Below are 23,313 nucleotides of genomic sequence, written 5' to 3'. Positions count from 1 at the left end.
AACCCCGTTTGATATGCCGAGCTTTGCCGATGCCCTCAACCGCATCGGCTTTTTTTATTTGCTCAACTGTTTCATGGCAGATTCCATCCCCTCAATAGTCAGGGGATACATGTGCTCATTGACCAACTTCCGGGTCATGCCTAGCGAGCCTCCCGTCCCCCAGTAACTTTCAGGAAGAGGGTTAAGCCACACTACTTTGCGGAAATGTTCGGTAACGCGCTGGAACCAGGTTGCGCCCGCCTCTTCATTCCAGTGCTCGATGGACCCACCAGGATGGCTTATTTCATACGGAGCCATGGTGGCATCACCGACAAAGATTACCTTATAGTCCGGTGTGTACTTGTGGAGGATATCCCAGGTGCTGGTCGTCTCGTTCATTCGCCGGATGTTGTTGGTCCACACATTCTCATAGATGAAGTTATGGAAGTAGAAATACTCCATGTGCTTGAACTCGAGTCGCGCTGCCGAGAACAACTCTTCACAGACCCGGATGTGAGGATCCATGGAGCCGCCAACATCGAAGAATATCAGCACTTTTACGGCATTATGGCGCTCAGGCACCATCTTGAGATCCAGATAACCCGCGTTCCGCGCAGTTGATCGGATCGTATCGTCCATATCCAGCTGATCGGCAGCTCCCTGCCTCGCAAATTTACGTAGCCGCCGCAGTGCGACCTTGATGTTGCGAATGCCAAGGGTAATGCCGTCATCCAGATCCTTGTACTGGCGTTTTTCCCAGACTTTAACCGCTCGCCCCTGACGCCCGTCCTTCTGGCCGATCCGGAAGCCTTCCGGGTTATAACCATTGGCCCCGAATGGCGAGGTGCCGCCAGTACCAATCCATTTATTGCCCCCTGCGTGTCTCTCCTTCTGCTCTTCCATGCGTTTTTTGAAGGTATCGATCAGTTCTTCAAGCCCACCCAGGGAGTCAATTTTTGCCTTATCTTCTTCCGACAGGTGCTTTTCGAATTCCGCACGAAGCCAGTCATCCGGAATCAACGCTTCCATCAAATCGTCAAGGTTTTCAATGCCTTCAAAATAGGCTTTGAACGCACGGTCGAACTTGTCGAAGTGCCGCTCGTCCTTCACCAGACACAAACGTGCCAGGTAATAGAACTCCTCCATGTCTGCGAACGCGAGGCGATTCCTGAGTGCCTCCAGCAGGTCGAGAAATTCTCGCAGGCTAGCTGGTACCTTGGCCCGCCGTACTTCGAGAAAGAAATCAATCAGCATATCAACGAGACTCTTGCCAGGATCAGCTACGACGCCGCGCCATGAACGCCAGTTTCTGCAACAGGTGAACGTCCTGCTCATTCTTCACCAGCGCACCGTAAAGCGGCGGCAGAGCAGTACTCGAGTCCTTTTCCTGCAGCATTTTCGCTGTCAGCTCATCTGCCATAAGCAGCTTCAGCCAATCGATCAGTTCCGAGGTAGAAGGTTTCTTCTTCAGACCGGGAACCTTGCGAACATCAAAGAACACTTCCAGTGCATCCCGTACGATTTCCTGCTGCAAACCCGGGAAGTGGACATCCACGATGTCCTTCATGGTGTCGTGGTCCGGGAAGCTGATGTAATGGAAGAAACAGCGGCGCAGGAAAGCATCCGGCAATTCCTTTTCATTGTTACTGGTTATGACCACGATAGGACGCTTACGCGCCTTAACGAACTCTTGGGTTTCGTAGACAAAAAACTCCATCCGATCCAGTTCAAGCAACAGGTCATTCGGAAATTCGATGTCTGCCTTGTCGATTTCATCGATCAACAGAACCACCTGCTCATCAGCCTCAAACGCTTCCCAGAGCTTTCCTTTGACGATGTAGTTACGGATGTCTTTCACCTTCTCATCGCCCAGCTGAGAATCACGCAAACGAGACACCGCGTCATACTCATAGAGCCCCTGATGGGCTTTGGTGGTGGACTTGATATGCCATGGGATCAGCCTCATACCCAGGGCCGATGCCATTTCCTCCGCCAGCAGGGTTTTGCCGGTTCCCGGCTCCCCTTTGATCAACAGAGGGCGCTGGAGCGCGATAGCCGCATTCACAGCCATCTGCAGGTCATCCGTGGCAACGTATTTGTCGGTACCGGTAAACTTCATCTGTCACGTTCCTGTTCGTTATTTTTTCTGGTCTTTCGGATCAGACTTTTTCGCAGGCTGACCGTCTTCATCTTCTTCATAATCGGGAAGGTCATCAAATTCGGACAAATCAAAGTCTTCCAGTCCGAATTCTTCGTCATCTTCATCAGGTGCCTGTTCGGGGGACTCAACGAGAGGTTCTGTAACCTCTACCTCTGGCTGCAGCTCGGGTATTTCATCTGCAGGCTCCTCCAGTTCAGGCAATTCCTCCGGATCATCGGGGATCTCGGCCTCAAGTGTTGGCAGCTCTTCTTCAAGGTCTTCAAGGGTTTCCCGCTCAGCTGCCGCTTTCTCCTGAGCCTCCGTTCTGGATTTACGCTGCTTCAACGCAAACCAGCCGACCAGTAAAACCACCAGGCCACCGCCTGCAACAATCGGTAACCAGAGTGGGAACGAAAACTCAAAACCCGAATCTTCCTCATCAACGGAACTCTCTGGCGATTGAACCTCTAAGGGTTCCGCCTGCGAAACGTCGATTGGCGCCGTGATCTCCGGTTCAGGCTTTGATTCCGGGGAGGAAGGCTCTTTTTCCGGAGCTGAAGGCTCTGGTTTCGAAGCTGAAGGCTCCGCTTCCACAGGCTCTTCCGCAACCGGTTCTACCCCCTCTACCTCAGGTACAGGCGATGCCTGTTCTTCCGGAACGGGTGCGGCATCTGCACCTTCCAGCACTGTAAACCCCGTGGTTGTGCTGAACTTGCGCGCGAAGGTCTTACCGTCGGCTATTACGTCTATTTTGTAGAGTCCTGCGCTCGGGAGTTTTGCGATGGCATCTGAATAGACACCGTCTTCCGGTGGCTGCTCAGCGGACAGCACCTTAGTGCCACTACGACCATCTTCAGCCGTAATGGTCAGGCTTACGTTCAGAACCCCAAGGAAGTCCGGGCTGGTAACTTTCTTCTGATCTTCAAAAAACGCGACGTTCAGATCAACCGGGTTTTCCGCAGAGAAGCTCGGGGGTAATGGGCTGACCACCATCTTCAGGTCGCTGACCACCGTCACCCGACTGCCTTCGCCCAGTTCGCCCTCAATGCTCCATCTACCGGCCTGGGGGGTATCAATGGTGACCAGATCGTATCCCGATTCACGGGCCCAACGAACGTTCGGTTCCCCGGAATCCAGAACCAGGCGCTGGCCGTCCGGCCTTAGCAGAGCCATCTCACGGGTATCCCCGGTTTCGCCAGCGCCCCAGAAAACCAGGGCCGTGAATTCCCGGACTTCCCCATCGACCGAAAAGCCATCGCCCTCAATAGGGATCTGCTCTTGCGGAACCGCTGCATTCAGGGCTTCAAGAAAGGCTCGGCTAAGTGCGTCGGCACTTTCAGCAACCTGAAACCGTCCGCCAGATTCATCCGCCAGCTTTTTCAGGAACCCTGCGTCTGCCTGATTCGACAAGGCAACCGGGTGAAAGGTAGCCCCCCGGGAGATGAGCTGAGGAATGATGTGTTCGAGAATCCGGGATTCTTCCTCGGCATTCGCCGTGGGGCTGTCGGAAACATCAACGTTTCCGTCGGTCAAAAGAATGAAATGGGTATGACCAAGCTGTCCCTGGGTGAAGTAATCGTCACTGGCCACCTCAATGGCTTTCCCGAGATTGGTTCTCAGCGCTACTGAGTTGATTTTCGACGATTCAGCGATGGCATTTTCCCGCCACGCCCCGGTAACTTCCCGGTGCGGAACGAGCATGTTCACATATTGGCCGAACGTCCAGACACCGGCGGTTGTGCCTTCCGGAAGCATCCTTGCCAGCAGCCTGACGGCTGGCTGACGGAGATTGTCGGGATCCGTTTCTTTCATGGAACCGGAGATATCGACGATGATCCGGACATCAGACTGTTCCGGCACCGTCAACTCAGGTTCAGACTGCGCCCAAAGCGCTCCGGGGATCAGGGCTATGATCAATGTCAGTTGTAAAAAGAAACGTTGCATCAGCTTGCAATCCGTTGAGTTCAAGTCCTTTGGCTTACCAGGCGATAGCGCACCAGGTCCAGAATCCACACCAGTAGCATCACAAGTCCGGCGATACCCAGGTTGAATATCGCAAGGCCTACAGCATCCCCGTCACCAAGAATCATCTCGTATCCGCCGAACAGCCAGGCCGGAACCCACCAGCCGGCAACATCAGGAGATTCAACCGGCGTCAGGAACAGGACAACCAGAGCCGCAAGTAGCAATGTTCTCAGACCATAAAGCGGCAAAACACGAAACAACCGTTTCATCATGAAGAAAAACACGATGAAGGCAATCCCATAAGCAGCCCAGGACACGCCGTAGGCCAGTTGAGCATCAGCATCGATCATTACAGAATCCAATGAATAATATGTTCTTCCCAGTCATCTTCAGCAACCTGGTCTTCCGAAACCACCTTGTCGCGAATAGAGACACCGGCTTGGTGAATCGAATCCGGGTCACCACTGACCAGCGGATGCCAAGGCGCCAGTGGCCGTCCTTCGGAGAGGGTTCGATAAGCACAGGTCAATGGCAGCCAGGAGTAGTCAGCCACTGTATCAGGCGTTAACACGGTACACTCGGGTACTTTCCTGAGTCGCTCTGTATAGACAGTACACTGACAGGTCTCCTGATCCATGTACCGACACACCATATCGGTGTGGTAAACCTCTCCGGTGTCCTCATCTTCCAGTTTGTTGAGGCAACATTTGCCACAACCATCACACAGGGATTCCCATTCCGCAGGCGTCATTTCGTGGAGCCGCTTACGCTGCCAGAACGGAATCTGGGCGATCATTTTTTGTGCTGCTCCAGTTTACGCTGGAATTCTACGACATAGCCGTCACGTTCTTCCGGCATCTGCAGATAGAAGTCTTTTTCTTCAATGGCGTCCAACACCTGCTGGCCAGTCGTGCGTGCCAGCTTTTTATCCGGTGTTATGATCAGGTCCATGGAGTGAACCGGGGCACCAAAAATACTTCGGAGCGCCTCAGGGAGGTCGTCCCAGTTTTGCCCGCGACGGACAAAAATATAGGTGTCGTTTTTTTTGCTGCTGCGGAACACAGAAACAAACTGCCGCTCACTCATGATGTCAGTAATTCCTCAATATCGTCTTTTACAGGAGCCAGAATGTCGGCCCGCCAACCGGCAAAAAATGCCTGGTCGGTGATACTTTGATCCTGAATCGCTTTTTCCAAACGCTTGCGCGGCGCAAGGATTTCCATCGGAATATCAAAATTTTCCGACATTTTTCTAATAATTCGCTTCAGATTTTTGAATAAGCCCTGCTGCTCCCGCGTCAACGGAGGAGAGATGCGCTTAAAATCCGGATTATCGTTACTACGACCTGCTGCAACAAGTTCCAGCAGAGTTTCACCATGGTGCCGTACAATGCCGGATGGAACACCCTGAATATTGCCCAACTGTGAAAGCGAGGCTGGCATCCGTTCGGCAACAGCAATCAGTAATGCGTCCGCCAATACCCGGTTTCTGGGCCTGTCGCGTTTCTGGCATTCCTGTTCACGCCAACGAACCAGTTCGCGCAGCACACTTTGCTGCTCCAGAGAAAGCGTCCAGCCGCCACGCAATTTCAGGTAGTGCTCGCCCGGATCCTCTTGTGTGCCCAACTCTGCGGCAAAACGGGCAGATTCCTCGACAAAAGCATCTTCCAACCCTCTGATCTTCAGCGAGTCGATGAGCTTCGTATACAGGGGTTCCAGAAAGCGTATGTCTTCAATGGCGTACCGCTGCTGAGCATCAGAAAGCGGCCTTGCCAACCAGTCTGACCGGGTGGCCGATTTATCCAACACGGTTCCGAACAGATTTTCAACAATCCGGGCATAGCCAAGTGAAAAACCTTCCCCGGCCAGAGCAGCACCAATCTGCAGGTCCAGAACGCTGATCAGCTCTACGTCCAGCCACTGCCGGAACAGCTCCAGATCTTCGCTCATGGCGTAGAGCAGCTTCAGGGTGCCCGGATCGCTCAGAACAGCCCTGAACTGCGCCGATTGCTCGGCAACTTCTGGATCGACGAGCCTGAATTCGCCATCAATCCCGAGTTGAACAAGGCCAGGAATCGGGTAAAAGGTATTCACCCGTTCAAACTCCGTATCCAGGGACAAAGGCTTACCTTTACCCTGAGCGAGCCACTCGTCGAGCGTTTCGGGGGTTTCGATCCAGACAATGGTCTCCGGAGCCGGGGGTACGTCAACTGCCGGGGAGGAGGACACCATAAAGCTTCCTGTCGCGAGAGTTATTCAATGAGAGGTTTGCGCCCACGGAACGCATGAGTCAGGGTAAAGCCATCAACGTATCCCAGCTCACCGCCAACCGGGATTCCATGAGCCAGGCGGGTAATAAGAATCCCCTGCCCATCAAGCCGGTCCGCAATGTAATGCGCGGTCGCCTCGCCTTCAACAGTCGGGTTGGTTGCCAGGATCAATTCGCTGACACCCTCTTGCCGGATTCGATCCAGAAGGCGCTCTATACCAATCTCTTCTGGCCCGACGCCATCAATCGGAGATAAATGGCCCATCAGAACGAAGTAGCCTCCGCGATAATCTCCCGCCTGTTCAATAGCAAGCAAATCCGAGGGGCTTTCGACGACACAAATGGTGCCATTGGTGCGCTGGGGGTTTTCGCAGATACCACACAGCTCGGTATCTGCGAAATTCTGGCACCGCTCACAACGGCGGACGCCGGTCATGGCGTTGCTCAAGGCATCCGACAAACGGGAACCGCCGGAACGACCACGTTCCAGAAGATGGAACGCCATTCTTTGCGCGGTTTTCTGTCCGACCCCCGGCAGGCACCGAAGCGATTCGACCAGCTCATCCACCAGTGGGCTGAATGCCATGGATATTCCTTACTGCTATCAGATCATTTAACTCAGAACGGCATTTTGAAGCCAGGTGGCATGCCCATACCAGACATCATGCCAGACATTTTTTCTTTCTGGTTGCTCTCAACACGACGAACGGCGTCGTTGACTGCCGCCGCTAGAAGGTCTTCAAGGATTTCTTTGTCCTCGGTCATCAGGGAAGGGTCAATCTCCACTTTACGGACATCATGCCGACCATTCATGGTGACCTTCACCAGGCCCGCCCCGGACTCTCCGGTAACTTCTGCCTTGGCGATTTCTTCCTGAGCCTTCTGCATTTCTTCCTGCATCTTCTGGGCTTTTTTCATCAGGTCGCCCATGTTGTTCATCATGCGGTTATCTCCTGCTTGTCTCTATCGGCCGGATACTCTCTTCGACTACCCGCGCTTCAAATCGTTCAACAATGGACTGAACCACCGGATCCTGGCGTATGGCCTCCTCAGCCGCCTGCTGCCTTGCGATCCGCTGCCGCTCTTCGTAGGCTGCTGGCGTATGGGGGCCGGTTGTCCCCTGCTCTATCCGTAATTGAGTGGAGTCGCCAAACCGGTTTCTCAAGCCTGCGAGTATCTTTTCCTCGTGGCGGGCATTGAGAAGCCGGGCATGGCCTTCATCAATGGTCAGTACGATGGCCTCTTTATCCCAGCTCATGGAACCATGGCTTGCCAGGTTACCTGGCATACCAACGATGCCCAGTGACCGGAAATCCCGTTCCCAGCTGAAGCCATCCTGCTGTTCCTCAACCGGCACAGAAAGATCGACTGTTGGCGGGGCAGCCTCCACAGCCTCCGGCGCTATCGCAACGGCCTCTGGCACCGTGGCAACGGCCTCCGGCTCTGTGGAAATATCCTCCGGCGCCGGGGCAACGGGCTCAGAGTCGTATTCAGGTTCCGGTGCCGACACATTATCCGCCGGTGAATCAATGTCCTGGATCGGGGGCGTATCGGTAAAAAACGGCGCGTCGGCTTCTGTCGGCGACTCGGCTGCCTTCAATTCAGTTGCAGGCTCTTCCATTGCCCTTCCGTGCTCGCCCACCTGATCACCTTCCGGAGACGCAACAGCTTCGGGCGCAACCGGATCTGACTCCGGTTGGCTCTCGACGGGGTCCCGGGCAGGCTCAGGTTCGTCAGCAGCCCCTGCACTATCGGGTTCACGGGTGTTACTGATCACCGGCGGTTCGCGCCGGTCTGCACCCGGTCTAAATGCCAGCATCCGCAAAAGAGTCATTTCAAAGCCCATCCGGGCATCCGGCGTAACCGCCAGATCCTTGCGGCCCATCAACGCAGCCTGGTAGAAGAGTTGGGCATCCTCTGCGCTCAGTTTTCGTGCCAGCGTCTGCACCTGGCTTGCGTCACCCAGGGAATTGTCAGCGCTGCCAGGCACAACCTGCTCCATGGTCACACGGTGGAATAGTGACAGCAGATCCGCCAGGATCACTCCGTAATCCGGCGCAAAGTCAGAAATCCGGCTAATTTCCGCCAGCAGCCCAGGTCCATCCCTTTCAACCAGAGCGCTAACCAGTTTTTCAATATCCCGCTGATCAATCGTGCCCAGCATGTTGCTGACGTCGCTGGCAGCCAGCTTCTGGTTACCAAAAGCTATAGCCTGATCTGTCAGGCTCAGGGCGTCCCTCATACTGCCATCTGCAGCACGTGCCAGTAGCCAAAGGGCCGGTTCTTCGAAGGGAATCTGTTCTTCGCCAAGGACGTGCTGGAGATGCCCGACAATATGTTCCGGCGTCATCCGTTTCAGATTGAACTGCAGACACCGGGACAACACAGTCACCGGCAATTTCTGGGGATCGGTGGTTGCCAGCAGAAACTTGACGTGCTCAGGCGGCTCCTCAAGCGTTTTCAGAAACGCATTGAAAGACTGGTTCGTAAGCATGTGCACCTCATCAATGAGGTACACCTTGTAGCGGCCACGGGTTGGCGCATACTGGACGTTATCGGTCAGTTCCCGCATGTCGTCCACACCGGTCCGGGAAGCGGCATCGATCTCAATGAGATCAACGAACCGGCCGTCCTGAATCTCCTTGCAACTGGAGCACTGTCCACAAGGCCTGGGGGTAATTCCCGTTTCACAGTTCAGGCACCGGGCCAGCAATCGGCCGATGGTGGTCTTACCTACACCTCGGGTGCCGGTAAACAGGTATGCATGGTGCAGGCGCTGGTTCTCCAGAGCATGAATCAATGCCTGAAGCACGTGTTCCTGCCCCACCATATCCTCGAAGGTCCGGGGGCGCCATTTACGGGCAAGTACCTGGTAGCTCATGTTCCGTCAACTGCAGTTAAAAACGGGCTTAACCATAGCATGGACCCGCTTTGATAAGAAGCGAAGATGATTCCGGAATCAACCAGCAGGAAAGCAAAAAATCGAGAAATTACAGAGGGAAAGGAAAGCTCTGGGGGTGACCCCATCAGCGACACCCCGGCACACAATTCCACCGCTGCGGCTGCTCCCTTCCGGGCCTGACCGGGTTCACGGTTTCATGTTGCGGGGGCACCAATGGGGCCACCATAACGACGCTCAAGGGGATTTCCCCCGAAAGCGGCGCGCATATTAGCAAAAGGGTTCACGGACTACAACGGGAAATGCCATCAATCGATCAGGCGCTAACATTCCCATCCATATCAAAGAGGTATTGGAACCTCATCCTGTCGGAACCAACAGGCCACGCTGTACCTGGTGCGGTTTGCGGGCAGTACTTCGTGGGGCACTTCTTCACTCATGAAAATGACCATTCGCCCCATTTCTGGCGTAACAACGCCACAAACTTCATTCTCGTTATCCCGGTTGAAGACCTGTAACGCCCCGCCATCACCGGACTGCCACCCCTCGTTGAGATACAAGACAAGGCTCACTACCCGGGATGCCCGTCCCCGGAAGCTATCCAGATGCCTCCGATAGAAATCACCCTCATGATAGGTGGCGTAATGGGCCTCAAATCGTTTCAACCCCAGAAAAAGACGCCTGTTCAGCCCATTCTGAAGCTCATCAAGACATGAAAAGAACTGCTGCTGGGCGGGAGTCACACCCTGAAGCCAGGCTATCTTGTCCCGCCGCACAGAGCGGTCCCGAGTGTGATCCAGCCCCCGACCAACCCCAGCGTTCCGGAGGTTATCCGTGCGATCGAGAATCGCTACTTCCTCTGCGATCTGAGTCAACAACCCTCGGCCAAACACTGCACAGGCATCCAGCGTCAGCCAGCCATACTCACCCAACCCGTCTGCAATGAGGTCAAGCCAATCGTCAGCGACGTTCGGAAAGCCGGGCACGATTCCCGGTTTTTCCGGCAACGCATCTTGAAGCGGAGTCACAACCTGAGAGTCCATCACAGACCTCCAAAGAGAATTGCGAGTATTTTATGCTCATTCCTCGCCGGGCGGGCAGTTTTAAATTACTCTTCAGGTGTAGGCATATACCCTTAAACTGACTGACAGCTCTATCAAACCATGTCTGAAAGCAGTAACAGACCACCTCTTTCCATACCTCCCGGCAAATGGTCCTTCACACGCTGGAACACCATAGGGCAGCTGGAAGCCCTGGAAGTTCACCACCCTCTTTTCCGGGCTACACTTTTTGTTCAGGGCGCCCACCTGGCCCATTTTGCACCCCGGGAGCATACCGACTGGCTCTGGCTCAGCAGTGAAGCCCGCTACGAGCCCGGGAGAGCGATTCGGGGTGGCATCCCCATCTGCTGGCCATGGTTTGGTGATCCGGCACGGAATCCGCCGGAGGTACGCAAGCGCATTAACACCGGGGCCGCCCACGGCTTCGCCCGCACGGCTCTGTGGAAACTTGAAGATGTGAGGGAGAATGCCCACGAGGTAGAAATCAGTCTGTCTCAGGATGCAAACGAAGATTTCAGCGAGGTATGGACTGGTCGCGCACTGGCGCTGATTACCTTTGTATTTTCGGTAAAAGGTTGCCAGATTGCCCTGACCACGACCAACCTCGGCACTTCCCCCCTGGCATTCAGCCAGGCACTACACACCTACTTACCAACTCCGGACATTGAACGCACGCGACTGCTGGGCCTTGGCCAAAGCCATTACATTGACACCCTGGAGAACTGGGAGTATCGCACCCAGGAAGGCCCAGTCTATTTTCACGGAGAAACCGACCGCATCTACGAAACCGGAGAATCGCTTACCGTTGTAACGCCACTGGGTAGCAGGAAGCTGACCTCGGTTGGAAGCGATTCCACAGTGGTGTGGAATCCCGGACCGGATAAAGCCGCGAGACTCTCGGATTTTCCCGATAGTGGCTGGAAAACCATGCTCTGTGTCGAAACCGCCAATGCAGCAAGTGACTACAGAGTGCTTAATGAAGGACAAAGCCACACCCTAGGGGTGTTTATCGGGCGCAAGTAACTCGGCGATCAAACCAGCCTTGCAGCAGGAAACAGTATGAGCCTGGCAACTTTTCTGAAATCCCGTCTGATTCCGGAGGAACTGGATCAGCACATCAACCGTATTCGCAAACCCATCGGGACGCTCGGATATGACCCCTGGGGTTACAACAACGAGGCGATCAAATACGGCTTCGCCCTAACCAAACAGATCTACGAAAAATACTTCCGGGTATCAGCCGATGGTATCGAAAACATTCCGGCCGACGGTCCGGTTCTGATCATCGCCAACCACAGCGGCCAACTTCCTATAGATGGCTTGCTGATCGGTTATGCCCTGGCGTCCCGCAAAAAAGATCCACGCATTCCGCGGGCGATGATTGAGCGCTTTTTCCCAACCGTACCCTGGCTGGGCAACCTACTTAACGAAGTTGGCGCAGTGCTCGGAGACCCCGTTAACTGCGCCAAGATGCTGGCCAACGACGAAGCTGTCATCGTCTTTCCGGAGGGCGTCCGCGGCTCCGGAAAACTCTATCAGGATCGCTACGAACTCAAACGCTTTGGCAATGGATTCATGCACCTGGCGATGAAATACAACGCGCCGATCGTTCCGGTTGGCGTGGTCGGCTGCGAGGAGACTATTCCCGCGATCGCGAATATCAAACCATTAGCCAAAGCACTCGGCATTCCCTATGCGCCGATTGCCCTACCGGTCATCCTCCCGGCAAAGGTTCATCTCAACGTCGGCGCCCCCATGTATTTCGACGATCTCGAAATTCCGGAAGAGCGAGTTACGGAACGCGTCGAAATGGTCAAAGCCGAGATAAGCCGACTGATCGATAAAGGACTCAGCGAAAGGAAAAGGCTGTTCTGATGAGCGAGAAACGCAGACCACATATTCTTGTCACCGGTGCCGCTGGCGCGCTGGCCCAGAAAGTCATCAATCAGCTCAGGGGTACCTGCGACCTGGTGGCGGTGGATTTCCGCGAACAGGTGTATCTCGGGGACGACATACCGAGCTATCGAATCGATTTCACCAAGCGGGTGTTCGAAGACCTGTTCCGGCGATACCAGTTTGACGGTGTCATTCATCTTGGCCGCATCATGTCGAGCCAGCTGACCCGCATGCGGCGCTATAACGCGAACGTACTCGGCACCCAAAAGCTTCTGGATCTAAGTCACAAATATGGCATCAAACGGGTCGTTGTACTTTCGACATTCCATGTATACGGCGCCGTCGCCTATAACCCTGCACTGATTGACGAATCCGCACCACTTAAAAGTGCCGGGCTCAGTGCAGACCTGGTCGATTCTGTCGAATTGGAAAACCTGGCCAACATTTATCTGTGGCGCTATCCAGACCTCAACATCACAATTCTGCGCCCCTGCAATATCGTCGGTCCTGGCGTACGTAATACCATGAGCAACCTTCTCGCCAGCGAGAGAGCCCCGGCACTCGCCGGCTTTTCACCCATGATGCAGTTCATTCACATCGACGACATGTCCGATGCGATCGTGCAGGCCTATAAGAAACCTGTTCGAGGCGTGTTCAATGTTGCACCACAGGATTGGGTGGCATACCAGCACGCCCTCAAGCTCTGCGGTTGCAAAAGAATTCCGATCCCGTCAATTCCACCGGCCGTGCCGAAACTTATCCTCCGGACATTGAAACTCCGAAGTTTTCCGTCGTACCTGATGGCATTTTTCAAGTATCCTGTCGTTATCGACGGCAGAGCGTTCGCCCGGGAATTCGATTTTGAGCCCAAGCGCCCGCTGATGGAGATCTTCCGGTTTTACCGGGATAATAAGAAGCCGGTTTAGGGATGGCACCCCAAGTGCCATAGCAAGTGCCATAGACCGCAGTAAAGGCGCAGGAAGCAAAGGATGCTAAGCGATTTCAGCCTGATCAGCCACGCGGCTGCAACCCTCACCTATGGGTTGCTGGCCATCCTCGTGGCCACCAGATACCTCAGACGGGATGTCGACCGCGCCTTATTCCTGGCTGCTATAGTGACCTCTCTCTGGGCGGCTGCCATGGTGACTCAATCACTCTGGAACTTCCCGAGTTTTTTTATCCGGTATTTCCTGGAACTGCTACGGGACGCCACCTGGATCACCCTTCTGTTCGCCATGCTCCGGGACTCCTTTCGGCAAGGAAACCTGACGGGGCAGCTCAAGCGGGTTCTGGGCGTGTCCGCCCTTGCACTGCTCATCCTCCTCGGTGGATTCGGTTTGCTGGAGTCTGTTGCAGGACTCTCGATCCTTGACGGTAAAACCAAAGTACTTGGGCAAATAGCGCTGTCTCTGCTCGGCCTGTCTCTGGTGGAGCAGATCTGGCGTAACAATCCCGGTGTAGGTCGTTCCAGCCTCAAATATATCTGCATCGGTATTGCCACCATTTTCGCTTTCGACTTTTTCATGTACGCCGACGCCCTGCTGTTCGGTGAAATTGCAGAGTCGTTCTGGAACGCGCGCGGGCTGGTTAACGCCCTCCTCGTTCCACTGTTCGCAGTCAATGTGATCAATACTCGCAAACAGCCTGTGGATTTCCAGCTCTCTCGCTCCGCGGTATTCCATGCAAGTACGCTGGTGTTTGCAGGCGGCTATTTGCTGTTTCTGGCCATCGGCGGCTATTACGTCCGAATGCTTGGGGGCGACTGGGGGGAAGCTCTCCAGGTTCTGTTCCTGGCCATCTCCCTGACGTTTCTGGTCACCCTGCTGGTATCCCGAAGAATACGGGCCAGGCTGATGGTGATGATCAGCCAGAACTTCTTTGACTACAAATACGACTACCGCGAAGAATGGCTGAAAATGACCCGCGAGCTTTCCGATCTGAGCGAGCAACCACCGCTTGCCCAGCGAGTCATCCGGATACTGGCAGGACTGGTAGAGAGCAATGCCGGCGCCATCTGGCTAAAGAGCGATCAGGGCAGCTATGTGTTGAAAGCCTCAATCAACCTGACCCCGCCGAAATACACTCTTATTGACGAACACGAAGACATTGTCCACTTCCTCAAGGACCGGGAATGGATTGTTAATCTTAACGAATACCGGGCCGACCCCATTAGCTACAACCTGCTGGAAATACCGGACGCCATTTCCCAAACTCCGGATGCCTGGTTAATCATCCCTCTGTTTCTCGATAACGAATTGTATGGCATAGCGATGGTGGGCACGCCCTATGCCAGAGTGGAACTCAACTGGGAGAACTTCGACCTCATCAAAGTCGTTGCCCGCCAGGCCTGTAACCTTCTGGCCCAGGCGGATGCACAGCATCGCCTGTCCCGCGCCATGCAGTTTGAGGCGGTCAGCAAGGCCTCGGCGTTTATGGTGCATGATCTTAAAACGGTGATCGCTCAGCTCTCGCTACTGGTCAAGAACGCCCCTAAACACCGCAACAATCCGGCGTTTATTGATGACATGATCAATACAACGGAGCATGCAGTCCGAAAAATGTCGAATCTTGTGGATCACATTCGCAAGCCAACCATGAGCGAATCCGAGCCGGTTAAACCGCTGGATCTGACACAATTGGTGAACCAGTTGATTGAACATTATGGTCGCCAGCAACCCAAACCACAGATTGAGGGTAACCCGGCCCCGACCATGGTCAGAGCCGATGCAGAGCAACTGAGAAGTGTATTAGGCCATCTTATTCAGAATGCTCAGGACGCTACGCCACAGGACGGCGAGATTACCCTGACGCTGAAAAATGCCCGGGGAAACGTGGTTCTGTTCATTCAGGATACCGGCTCAGGAATGACCGAAGAGTTCATCAGTTCCCGGCTGTTCAAACCGTTTGAGAGCACAAAAGGACTTACCGGCATGGGCATCGGCGCCTACCAGGCCAGAGAGTATGTTCAGAAGCTCGGTGGAAATATCGATGTTACCAGCGAACCCGGCGTGGGTTCCTGCTTCTCTGTTCGTATCCCTTTGGTTAACGATATGCCTGTCGAGCAGGGGCATCGATCGATTTCCGACACCTATCAGCCCAGAGAAGGCGTCAAATAGTCGTCAATTCAGGAATTTCCAAAAGACAAGCATTGCAAAGTGTCAATGTTCGGTTAAGAATTTGAATTAGGGAAGAATCGGGACGGAATGTTCCGGCACTATTAACAATACAAGCAAGGGATATGTTGCTGTTGTGACTAGACGACTCCTGATAGTTGAGGACGACCCCGGCCTGCAAAGCCAGATGCGGTGGTGTTTCAGTGAAGATCTGGAAGTGGCCGTGGCTTCTGATAGGGAAACAGCGCTCGCTGCGCTGAGACGCGAAGAGCCGGATGTCGTCACATTGGATCTCGGGCTGCCACCGGACCCCGGCGGCGCCACCGAAGGTTTTGCGCTCCTTGAAGAGATTCTCCGCCTTGCGCCGCTGACCAAGGTCATTGTAGTGACAGGTCGGGAAGACAAGGAAAATGCAGTCAAAGCCATCGGCATGGGAGCCTCTGATTTTTACCAGAAACCCCTCGATGCGGACATTCTTACCTTCGTTGTAAACCGCGCTTTCCGGCTTGCCGAACTCGAACGGGAAAACCAGGCGCTGGCCAGCCAGAGCAACGGTACCAGAATCAAAGGCATTGTCGCCGCCAGCCCGCAGATGCTCAGCATCTGCCGCACCCTTGAGAAAGTGGCCCCCACAGACGTAACGACACTGATTACAGGTGAAACCGGCACTGGTAAAGAACTCCTTGCCCGTGCACTCCACGATCTCAGCCCCAGAGCTTCCAAATCCTTTGCTGCCATAAACTGCGCTGCCATCCCCGAAAACCTGCTGGAAAGCGAACTGTTCGGGTATGAGAAAGGTGCCTTTACCGGCGCAACCCAGAGCAAAAAAGGCAAAATCGAGAATGCCAACGGCGGTACGCTGTTCCTTGACGAAATCGGCGATATGCCAATGGCGTTGCAGGCCAAATTGCTTCGCTTTCTTCAGGAACGGATGGTGGACAGAGTCGGCTCCGTTCAACCTATACCGGTAGACGTGCGGGTCGTCTGCGCGACTCATCGAAATGTCAAAGAGCTCATCACGGCGGGCGATTTCCGGGAGGACCTCTACTACAGAATCAGCGAAATCACTCTGGATGTTCCCGCGGTAAGGGAACGGGAAGGCGATTCTCTGGTCATAGCACAGTCCCTTCTCAAGAACCTGGGCAAGGAAATGGATCGCCATAACCTTTCCTTCTCAGAAGATGCAGTCAATGCCATCACCAGCTACAACTGGCCAGGTAACGTGAGGGAAATGATCAACAAAGTAAAACGGGCAACCATCATGGCTGACGGCAAGCGGGTGACCGCTGAGGACCTCGAACTCCCCTGCGATGCTACAGCGATGGGCAATCAATTGAACCTGCGGCAGGTTCGGGAAATTGCAGAACGACAGGCCATTATCCAGGCGCTTCGTTCCTGCAATTTCAACATGGCCCAGGCATCCCGCCTGCTCGGTGTTACCAGGCCTACACTCTATAACCTGACGGACAAATACCGGATCGACACATCCCAGACAGAAACCGGAACCTGATATGCGACAGCACGGAATTCAAAACAAGACCCGATTAACGAAGGAACAGGGCATGAAAGCATTAAAGGCAGCGCGTATTACTCTTCTTTCCACGGCCATTGCTCTGTCTCTGGCTGGATGCGGCGAAGAGTCCCAGGAAATGTCCCAGGAAGAAATTCAGTACATCAGCCACCTGGATCAGGCACGTTTTTTTCAGCGTCAGGGGGAATTGAAGGCAAGTACTCTGGAGGCTCGCAGTGCCATCGAGCTTCAGGCCAGCCAACCGGATCCCTACTTCGTTATTCTTGAGAACCTCCTGAAAGCCGGCGACGCCGAAAATGCAGAGCGCCAGCTTGATCAGCTCCTGGAGGCCATGAAAGAGAATAAAACGGAAATCAGCCCGGCCAATCAGAACCGGGCCAGCCTGATCCGGGCTGAGGCTAATTTCTACCAACGGGAATTTGATCAGGCACTGGCAGCCCTTTCCTCTGCATCATTTGACGACCGAGCCAACCAGCTTGAAGCCAAACTTCTGGAAGCGCGCATCTATCACGCATCTGGCGAACGGGATAAAGCAGAGGATACATACAAGGCCGCTCAGGCCATCGATGGCAACTCCCCCCTCCCATTAATCGGGCTCTCCCGCATTGCATTCAGCCAGGGCAATCAGGCCGGGGTTGACAGTTATGTCAGCCAGGCCGAAAAACTTGATCCGGAAGAGCCTGAATTGTGGCTCTGGAAAGCTCAGTTGGCTCAGGGCCGCGAACAATGGGAGACCTCAGAAGAGGCCTATATCAAAGCGCTGGACACCATCGGACAGGTCGATGTGATGACCCGCAAGAAGTATGAAACCATTTCTTCATTGATCTCTGTTCTACGCGCTGAGGGGAAATCCGCCGAAGCATTCGTCTATGAGGAAATTCTGGCGAAGTCAGGCCCCGGCATGGTCCGCAGCAACCTTATTGCTGCCAAGGACGCGTACAGCCGCGGAGAACTGGAGGAAGCTGCAAAATACCTCGAGGAAATTCTTCGCCAGGCGCCCGCCCACGAACAAAGCAACCTGATGCTGGGGATGATCCGCTTCCGTCAAGGCCGGGTGGAAGAGGCGGAAAAGCTACTGACACCTATTGCTGAACTGACAGGGTCAAGCGAAGCCAATCGTCTGCTCGCCGCAACACGCCTGCAGCTTCACGATCCTGAAGGTGCACAATCTGTCCTCGAGAAACTCGGTGACTCTGACAACAACCCGTCAACATTGGCGCTCGCCGGTATTGCAGCACTCTCCACCGGTGACCAGCAGGCGGGCGAGGCTCTGATTCAGCAGTCTCTGGAACAAAATCCGGATAACCATGAACTGCGCCTGAGATATGCCCGATATCTGACAGGCATCGGACGGTTTGACGATGCCATCAACAACGCGAGGATCGTCATTAAAGCGGAGCCCACCAAAGAAACTGCACGTCTTATCCTTATCCGGGCTTACGTGAATGCCGATCAGACTCCCAAAGCGATTGCAGAAGCAGAGGTATGGATGAAGGACATGCCGGACAGCATGGGAGCAGTCTTGACCCGTGGGCAACTGGCACTTGATTCCGGTGAACCGGAGCAGGCCGAATCTTACTTCTCCAAGGCGGCCGACGCCGCTCCAGACTCACCTGCTCCACTGGTGGCACTGGGCAATCTTGCTGTGGTTCAAGATGCACCTGATGAAGCCCGAGGCTACTTCAAGCGTGCGTTGGATCTGGATGCGGACAATCGCGCGGCGATCGCCGGCTATGCCCGTGTGAGCACCGGCGATGCCACCATTGAACTGATGACGCAACTCGCAGAACGCCAGTCAGAAGCGGTTGGTCCCAGGCTTCTTCTTCTCGAATCAGCACTACTGAATGGAGATCACGTTCGTGCAGATGAGCTCTCCGCTCAGTTGCTTGAACGCACTGAACCACAGACGCCAGCAGCCACTGAACCGGCCGTCATCAACATCTACAGCGCAGCATCAAACCGCGTCCGCGAGCAATCTCCCGATCAAGCCAAGGCCATTCTGGATCGTGCAAGGGTACTATTTCCGCAAAGCGAGCCGATTGCGATCCAGGCTGCCGAACTGGCATTCCAGTCCGGCCAGCCAAATGCAGCTCGGGGAATCATTCAGGAGGTGAAGCAGGGCCATCCTGAGTCAGCCAACCCTTATCTTGTTGAAGCGGCTTTCTATGAGCAAAATGAGGAATACCAGCAAGCAGCTGAACTCTATCAACTCGCTCTGGCAAAAGTTGACGCACCCAACACTCAGGTCGCCTATATCCGAAGCTTGCAAAAGGACGGCCAGAGCGAAAACGCTGTCAAAGCTGCAGATTCCGCCCTGGTAAAATACCCGGCCCATCCTGCATTGCTGATGAACTCTGCCCTGCTCTACCAGAGCCAGCAGCAGAATGAGAAAGCGCAATCTGCCTATGAAGCGTTACTTAACATCGCTCCTGACAACATCATTGTCCTTAACAACCTGGCGTGGCTATATCATGAAGCAGGCAATGAGCGGGCGATGGAGCTGGCAGGCCGAGCCTACGAGCTGAGCCCTGAAAATGCTGCGATAGCAGATACCTATGGCTGGATTCTATTCAAGGCCGGGCGGGCGGATGAAAGCCTGCCAGTACTTGAAAAAGCTCACCAACTCGAGCCGGATTCTGACGAAATTGCCTTGCACCTGGCGGAAGCTTACAAGGCTGCTGGCAGAACCGCAGAGGCCAAAGCCATCCTGGACAGCGTCGGCAGTAACGGCTGAACCTTGCCGCCAATCCAAAAGGGGGCTCCGTGAGCTCCCTTTTTTTATTGCCTCAGTTTTATCCGCTATAACAGCCGCACTTAAATACCGAAACAGTCCTACCAGCGACTGGCAGAGGTTACGTCGCGACACAATACTTAACAGACTGACTTAATAACAGAAAGCGGGTGGCTTATGTCTGTTGTAAAGGTAATTGGGCTGGGAAGCACCATCGTATTCATAGGAGGATGTCAGAGCTGGCAGTATCGTGACATCGAGAATAAGCCACCTACTGCGGCGTTGCCCGAGACAAGCCAGCAAGGGGTCGTAGAAGTTCGCTATTTCGATAATATTGACGGAGCGGAAGTTGCGACGCTGACCTCATCTCCTAATTTCCCGGATAATCCCGACGAGGTTGGCGAGCTCACAAGTCTCGAAGGGCCTGAGAACAGAGCAGAGTACTTTGGTTCGTATGTCCGGGGGTTTATCAAACCACCAACTGCAGGCCAATTTCGCTTTTTTATAAGTGGTAACGATACAGCAGAGTTCTGGCTCAGCACATCCGATAGCCCTGAGAACATTGAGCTTTTGTCCATGGCCCCGGCATGGACAAGTATAAATGAATTCAACAAGTATTCCTCTCAGACCTCACGTTACGTATCGCTCAACGCAGACCAACGCTACTACTTTGAAATACTTCATAAAGAGGGCTACGGACGGGACCACTTCGAAGTCGCTTGGGAAGGGCCAGGAATAGCTCAATCAATCATTGACAGTTCCTATATTTACAGCTGGGCCAACCCCACTATCGATACAGGGCAAAATAATCAGGAAGCATATAATCTGGGCTATCGTGTCGGATTTCTCGATGGCAATGAAGGACTCGCATTCAACCCCGGATTTCCGCCGGCCGACCAGGATCAGGATGGTATCTATGACAACTGGGAGGTTGTTAACGGTCTGAATCCCAATGATCCCAATGATGCGACCAGTGATCCCGACGGCGACTTTCTTGTGGCTGCCGATGAATTCCTGATCGGCACGTCTGAAAATAACCCGGACAGCGATGGCGACGGCCTCCCGGATGGTGTTGAGTTTGCCTCTGCACTCGACCCTCTGGACCCCATAGATGCGGTCGGTGACCTGGATAACGACGGTTACTCCAATCTGGATGAGTACCTGGCGGGTACAGAGCTGGATAATGCAGCCAGTGTTCCGGCAACACCAGAACCCGAACCTGAGCCCACACTTGTCAGCGGCTTCGTCGGGCAGTATTACAGCGGAACCGACTTCGACAGCTTTGTACTGGCCAAGTATGACCCGACCATAGATTTTGACTGGGGCAAAGGAAGCCCGGCGCCAGAGCTTCCTGACGATCAGTTCAGTGCCCGTTGGAGTGGAGAGTTTACCGCCCCCCATGGCAGTGGCAGCCGAAATTACGAATTCGTGACCACAACCAATGACGGCGTGCGGTTGCGTCTGAACGGAAAGACAGTGATTGATGATTGGAATGGTGCCCCAACCCGGGATAACAGCTACACCCTATCGCTGGGTGCTGGCGAATCCGTGGGTATTACCATGGAGAACTTCGAGGGGCGTGGCAGTGCCTTCGCACGCTTAACCATCAACGATGCCACTACCGGCTCAGCCGTTTCAATCTCCGAGACCGTCGCTGCCCATGACCTGACGTCTACCAGCACACTGGACTCCGACACTGATGGTATCCCGGATGTCTGGGAACTGAAATATGGGCTGGATGCCTATGTCAACGATGCAACATCCGTTAACAACGCAAGCGGTATCAGCAATCTGGAAGCGTACGAATCCAGTCTGGATCCATTTACGCTCGAATCGGTGGCCGACGGTGGTGACGGATCAGGGTCGGAGACTGTAACCCCCACACCAGAACCTTCCGTTGGTGAAGTTACCCTATCCTGGACAGCCCCGGGGACCCGGGTCGATGGCACATCTATTTCCCTTAGCGAAATAGCCTATTACCTCATCCACTACGGCCAGGATTCTGCGAACCTTGACCAGACCTGGCCACAGGTAAGCTCCGAGAACACATCAGAAACGATCACAGGTTTGTCCGCAGGAACCTGGTACTTCACGGTAACGGTGGTAGACCTGGACGGGCTGAAGAGCGCGCCCTCTGACATGGTTAGCGCATCGGTTAAATAGCAAGCCGGCGCCTACCTGCTTAATTGTATAAGCGGTCCAGATAATTCTGGGCCGCTTTTTTAATACCCGGAACCATCGCTTTCAGCCGCTCGGCGCCATTACACTCATCACAAACAAACCCAATGACCAGCAAAGATGCATCTGTTCGGCTGTTGAAAATGCCAGGAAGCTGCGCCAGCTTCGCTTCAAGGTCATTGGTCTCCCAAAGACCTTCGACGTAGTAGCCATAAGCTACGTAGATTTCCCGCTCACCACCAAGTGCTTTAAGCCTCATCCCCGCCAGATCCTCGGATGGAGAGACCGGGACTGAGAAGGTTACATTTGGCAGAAAGTATTCAGGAACATAAAGGCGATTACGATATTGCACGACTTCCCTTCCCGGCCGCTGATAGTCGTAGCTGTACAACCCCAGGAACACCCTTTCCCCGTTTCCAGAGCCGGATTCAGAATTACCCCTCAAAAAGAAGGTTTTTCCAAATGAGCGATCCGGGCGATCTATGGTCGGTTGCCACCCAAGAAGGTGATCCTGAAACATAGGCAACCACTCTGACAACTCCCCGGCGAAAGGGTTCTCATGGGCTTTTAATGTCCCTCTTGAGTTGTCATCCCTTCCCGGCGCCGTCCACCAGGATAGGGCAATAAAAACCACTGACAGGGAAAATAAGAGCTTCACTCCGACGGATGAACGGCTTGCTCCATCAGACTGAGCGCGACTAAGCGTTGTTGGCCTCTCTCGCCGCTCCAGCCAGCGAGCAAATAGAAAAAGCGGAACCAGGGTACCGGCAAACACCCACCAGCCAAAAAAATCATGTTCGTGGATGAGCGAAGAGGTCATGTTCGACTCATAACCCACATAGATAATGACAAACACCCTGATCCAGTTGGCTACCAGCGCAAGGATAACACCCGCAACACATAGCAGGACCCGTTCCCGAAGCCGGCTCAGATTCAATTCGCTGTAGAGAACTACCAGAGTTAATCCGACCAACAGGTATCTCAATCCGGAGCAACCGTGGGCGATTTCAAATGCCCCGACTCCGGGAAAGTACACGATGATCCCTTCAACAATAAACTCGATGTCCAGCCAGGAAAGAATGAACTGGTTCACCGCCACTGTGATCAGTTGAAGATACCAGGCCAGGTAATCCCAGATCGGGATGGTAAACAGCAGGACTCCAATGGGGAGGAAAAAATCCTTTGCCTGTTTCCAGCCCCATAACACCAACAACCCACTGATTAACAATGGCAATAATGACACCTGCTGAAAAGCTTCAATGAGCAGGATACCGCCAATCAGGTAGAGGAAAGCGGACAGAACCAGAGGAATGAACCACAAGGGATAGAAACCAGCAACCGGCCTGGTTTCCTGCCATTTCCGGACGGAAAAAAACAAGCTGACCGCCAGCACAAGGTACCCGTGGGAATACGACTCATCAAACTTCAACCAACGGGCGCCGATCCCCTCAAGTACCGGCCAGGTCCCGGCGATAAACAGCGCCAGAAAAACCAAAGGAGACAGCCGGTCAATTAGAGTTACTTCAGAACTACGATCCATGTATACAGCTCT

Annotated in this window: 19 protein-coding genes and 1 other RNA gene; 7 read left to right on the top strand and 13 right to left on the bottom strand. The window is 54.1% G+C overall.

All coding sequences use genetic code 11. The features are described 5' to 3' along the window. Nucleotides 1-54: 54 nt before the first annotated feature. The 12 genes from FWJ25_RS06825 to FWJ25_RS06770 form a co-directional block, all read right to left on the bottom strand. On the bottom strand, nucleotides 55-1,233 hold the full coding sequence (locus tag FWJ25_RS06825) for a vWA domain-containing protein (RefSeq protein ID WP_149599500.1): 1,179 nt from the start codon (nucleotides 1,231-1,233) through the stop codon (nucleotides 55-57). 22 nt (nucleotides 1,234-1,255) lie between these two features. Continuing rightward, entirely contained in the window at nucleotides 1,256-2,098 is an 843-nt protein-coding gene (locus FWJ25_RS06820; protein ID WP_149599499.1) for an AAA family ATPase, read from the bottom strand. 18 nt (nucleotides 2,099-2,116) lie between these two features. After that, entirely contained in the window at nucleotides 2,117-4,063 is a 1,947-nt protein-coding gene (locus FWJ25_RS06815; RefSeq protein WP_149599498.1) for a VWA domain-containing protein, read from the bottom strand. 20 nt (nucleotides 4,064-4,083) lie between these two features. Further along, complete coding sequence (locus FWJ25_RS06810) at nucleotides 4,084-4,434, bottom strand: hypothetical protein (RefSeq protein WP_149599497.1); 351 nt, start codon at nucleotides 4,432-4,434, stop codon at nucleotides 4,084-4,086. Further along, nucleotides 4,434-4,880, bottom strand: a complete 447-nt coding sequence (locus FWJ25_RS06805; RefSeq protein ID WP_149599496.1) for a YcgN family cysteine cluster protein — start codon at nucleotides 4,878-4,880, stop codon at nucleotides 4,434-4,436. The genes FWJ25_RS06810 and FWJ25_RS06805 overlap by 1 nt, the downstream gene beginning before the upstream one ends. After that, nucleotides 4,877-5,170 (bottom strand): YcgL domain-containing protein, encoded by a 294-nt coding sequence (locus FWJ25_RS06800; RefSeq protein WP_149599495.1) that lies wholly within the window; start codon nucleotides 5,168-5,170, stop codon nucleotides 4,877-4,879. The genes FWJ25_RS06805 and FWJ25_RS06800 overlap by 4 nt, the downstream gene beginning before the upstream one ends. Continuing rightward, on the bottom strand, nucleotides 5,167-6,315 hold the full coding sequence (locus FWJ25_RS06795) for a ribonuclease D (protein WP_149599494.1): 1,149 nt from the start codon (nucleotides 6,313-6,315) through the stop codon (nucleotides 5,167-5,169). Before FWJ25_RS06795 ends, FWJ25_RS06800 begins: the two co-directional genes overlap by 4 nt. Nucleotides 6,316-6,335: 20 nt before the next feature. Continuing rightward, nucleotides 6,336-6,938 carry a recombination mediator RecR gene (gene recR / locus FWJ25_RS06790; protein ID WP_149599493.1) on the bottom strand — a complete coding sequence of 201 codons (603 nt, stop codon included), beginning with the start codon at nucleotides 6,936-6,938 and terminating at the stop codon, nucleotides 6,336-6,338. Between the two features lie 32 nt (nucleotides 6,939-6,970). Beyond that, nucleotides 6,971-7,294, bottom strand: a complete 324-nt coding sequence (locus FWJ25_RS06785; RefSeq protein ID WP_149599492.1) for a YbaB/EbfC family nucleoid-associated protein — start codon at nucleotides 7,292-7,294, stop codon at nucleotides 6,971-6,973. Between the two features lie 4 nt (nucleotides 7,295-7,298). After that, nucleotides 7,299-9,233 (bottom strand): DNA polymerase III subunit gamma/tau, encoded by a 1,935-nt coding sequence (dnaX, locus tag FWJ25_RS06780; protein ID WP_149599491.1) that lies wholly within the window; start codon nucleotides 9,231-9,233, stop codon nucleotides 7,299-7,301. Between the two features lie 140 nt (nucleotides 9,234-9,373). Next, nucleotides 9,374-9,470, bottom strand: an RNA gene (gene ffs, locus FWJ25_RS06775) — signal recognition particle sRNA small type. 122 nt (nucleotides 9,471-9,592) lie between these two features. Beyond that, on the bottom strand, nucleotides 9,593-10,294 hold the full coding sequence (locus FWJ25_RS06770) for a 2OG-Fe(II) oxygenase (protein WP_149599490.1): 702 nt from the start codon (nucleotides 10,292-10,294) through the stop codon (nucleotides 9,593-9,595). Nucleotides 10,295-10,414: 120 nt separating this feature from the next. Here FWJ25_RS06770 and FWJ25_RS06765 point away from each other — a divergent pair, with 120 nt between their 5' ends. The 7 genes from FWJ25_RS06765 to FWJ25_RS06735 all read left to right on the top strand — a co-directional run bounded on the left by FWJ25_RS06765 (nucleotide 10,415) and on the right by FWJ25_RS06735 (nucleotide 21,746). Further along, the gene (locus tag FWJ25_RS06765; RefSeq protein WP_149599489.1) at nucleotides 10,415-11,335 is read left to right on the top strand and encodes a D-hexose-6-phosphate mutarotase; all 921 of its coding nucleotides are present in this window, start codon (nucleotides 10,415-10,417) and stop codon (nucleotides 11,333-11,335) included. A gap of 36 nt (nucleotides 11,336-11,371) precedes the next feature. Continuing rightward, the gene (locus tag FWJ25_RS06760; protein WP_149599488.1) at nucleotides 11,372-12,187 is read left to right on the top strand and encodes a lysophospholipid acyltransferase family protein; all 816 of its coding nucleotides are present in this window, start codon (nucleotides 11,372-11,374) and stop codon (nucleotides 12,185-12,187) included. After that, nucleotides 12,187-13,134: an SDR family oxidoreductase gene (locus tag FWJ25_RS06755; protein ID WP_149599487.1), complete on the top strand. Its 948-nt coding sequence runs from the start codon at nucleotides 12,187-12,189 to the stop codon at nucleotides 13,132-13,134. The genes FWJ25_RS06760 and FWJ25_RS06755 overlap by 1 nt, the downstream gene beginning before the upstream one ends. Nucleotides 13,135-13,197: 63 nt before the next feature. Further along, a complete protein-coding gene (prsK, locus tag FWJ25_RS06750; protein WP_149599486.1) occupies nucleotides 13,198-15,324 on the top strand; it encodes an XrtA/PEP-CTERM system histidine kinase PrsK in 2,127 nt (708 codons plus the stop codon). 133 nt (nucleotides 15,325-15,457) lie between these two features. After that, nucleotides 15,458-16,831, top strand: coding sequence for a PEP-CTERM-box response regulator transcription factor (prsR, locus tag FWJ25_RS06745; RefSeq protein WP_149599485.1), 1,374 nt, complete (start codon nucleotides 15,458-15,460; stop codon nucleotides 16,829-16,831). 52 nt (nucleotides 16,832-16,883) lie between these two features. Beyond that, entirely contained in the window at nucleotides 16,884-19,586 is a 2,703-nt protein-coding gene (locus FWJ25_RS06740) for a tetratricopeptide repeat protein (RefSeq protein ID WP_149599484.1), read from the top strand. A 174-nt stretch (nucleotides 19,587-19,760) separates the two neighbouring features. Then, entirely contained in the window at nucleotides 19,761-21,746 is a 1,986-nt protein-coding gene (locus FWJ25_RS06735) for a PA14 domain-containing protein (protein ID WP_149599483.1), read from the top strand. Nucleotides 21,747-21,765: 19 nt separating this feature from the next. Here FWJ25_RS06735 and FWJ25_RS06730 read toward each other — a convergent pair whose 3' ends face one another. Continuing rightward, nucleotides 21,766-23,301, bottom strand: coding sequence for an exosortase/archaeosortase family protein (locus tag FWJ25_RS06730; RefSeq protein ID WP_149599482.1), 1,536 nt, complete (start codon nucleotides 23,299-23,301; stop codon nucleotides 21,766-21,768). Nucleotides 23,302-23,313 lie beyond the last annotated feature (12 nt).

The sequence above is a fragment of the Marinobacter salinexigens genome (genome assembly GCF_008370345.1).
Taxonomy (GTDB): Bacteria; Pseudomonadota; Gammaproteobacteria; order Pseudomonadales; family Oleiphilaceae; genus Marinobacter; species Marinobacter salinexigens.
This window is presented reverse-complemented; position numbering and strand designations above follow the sequence as displayed.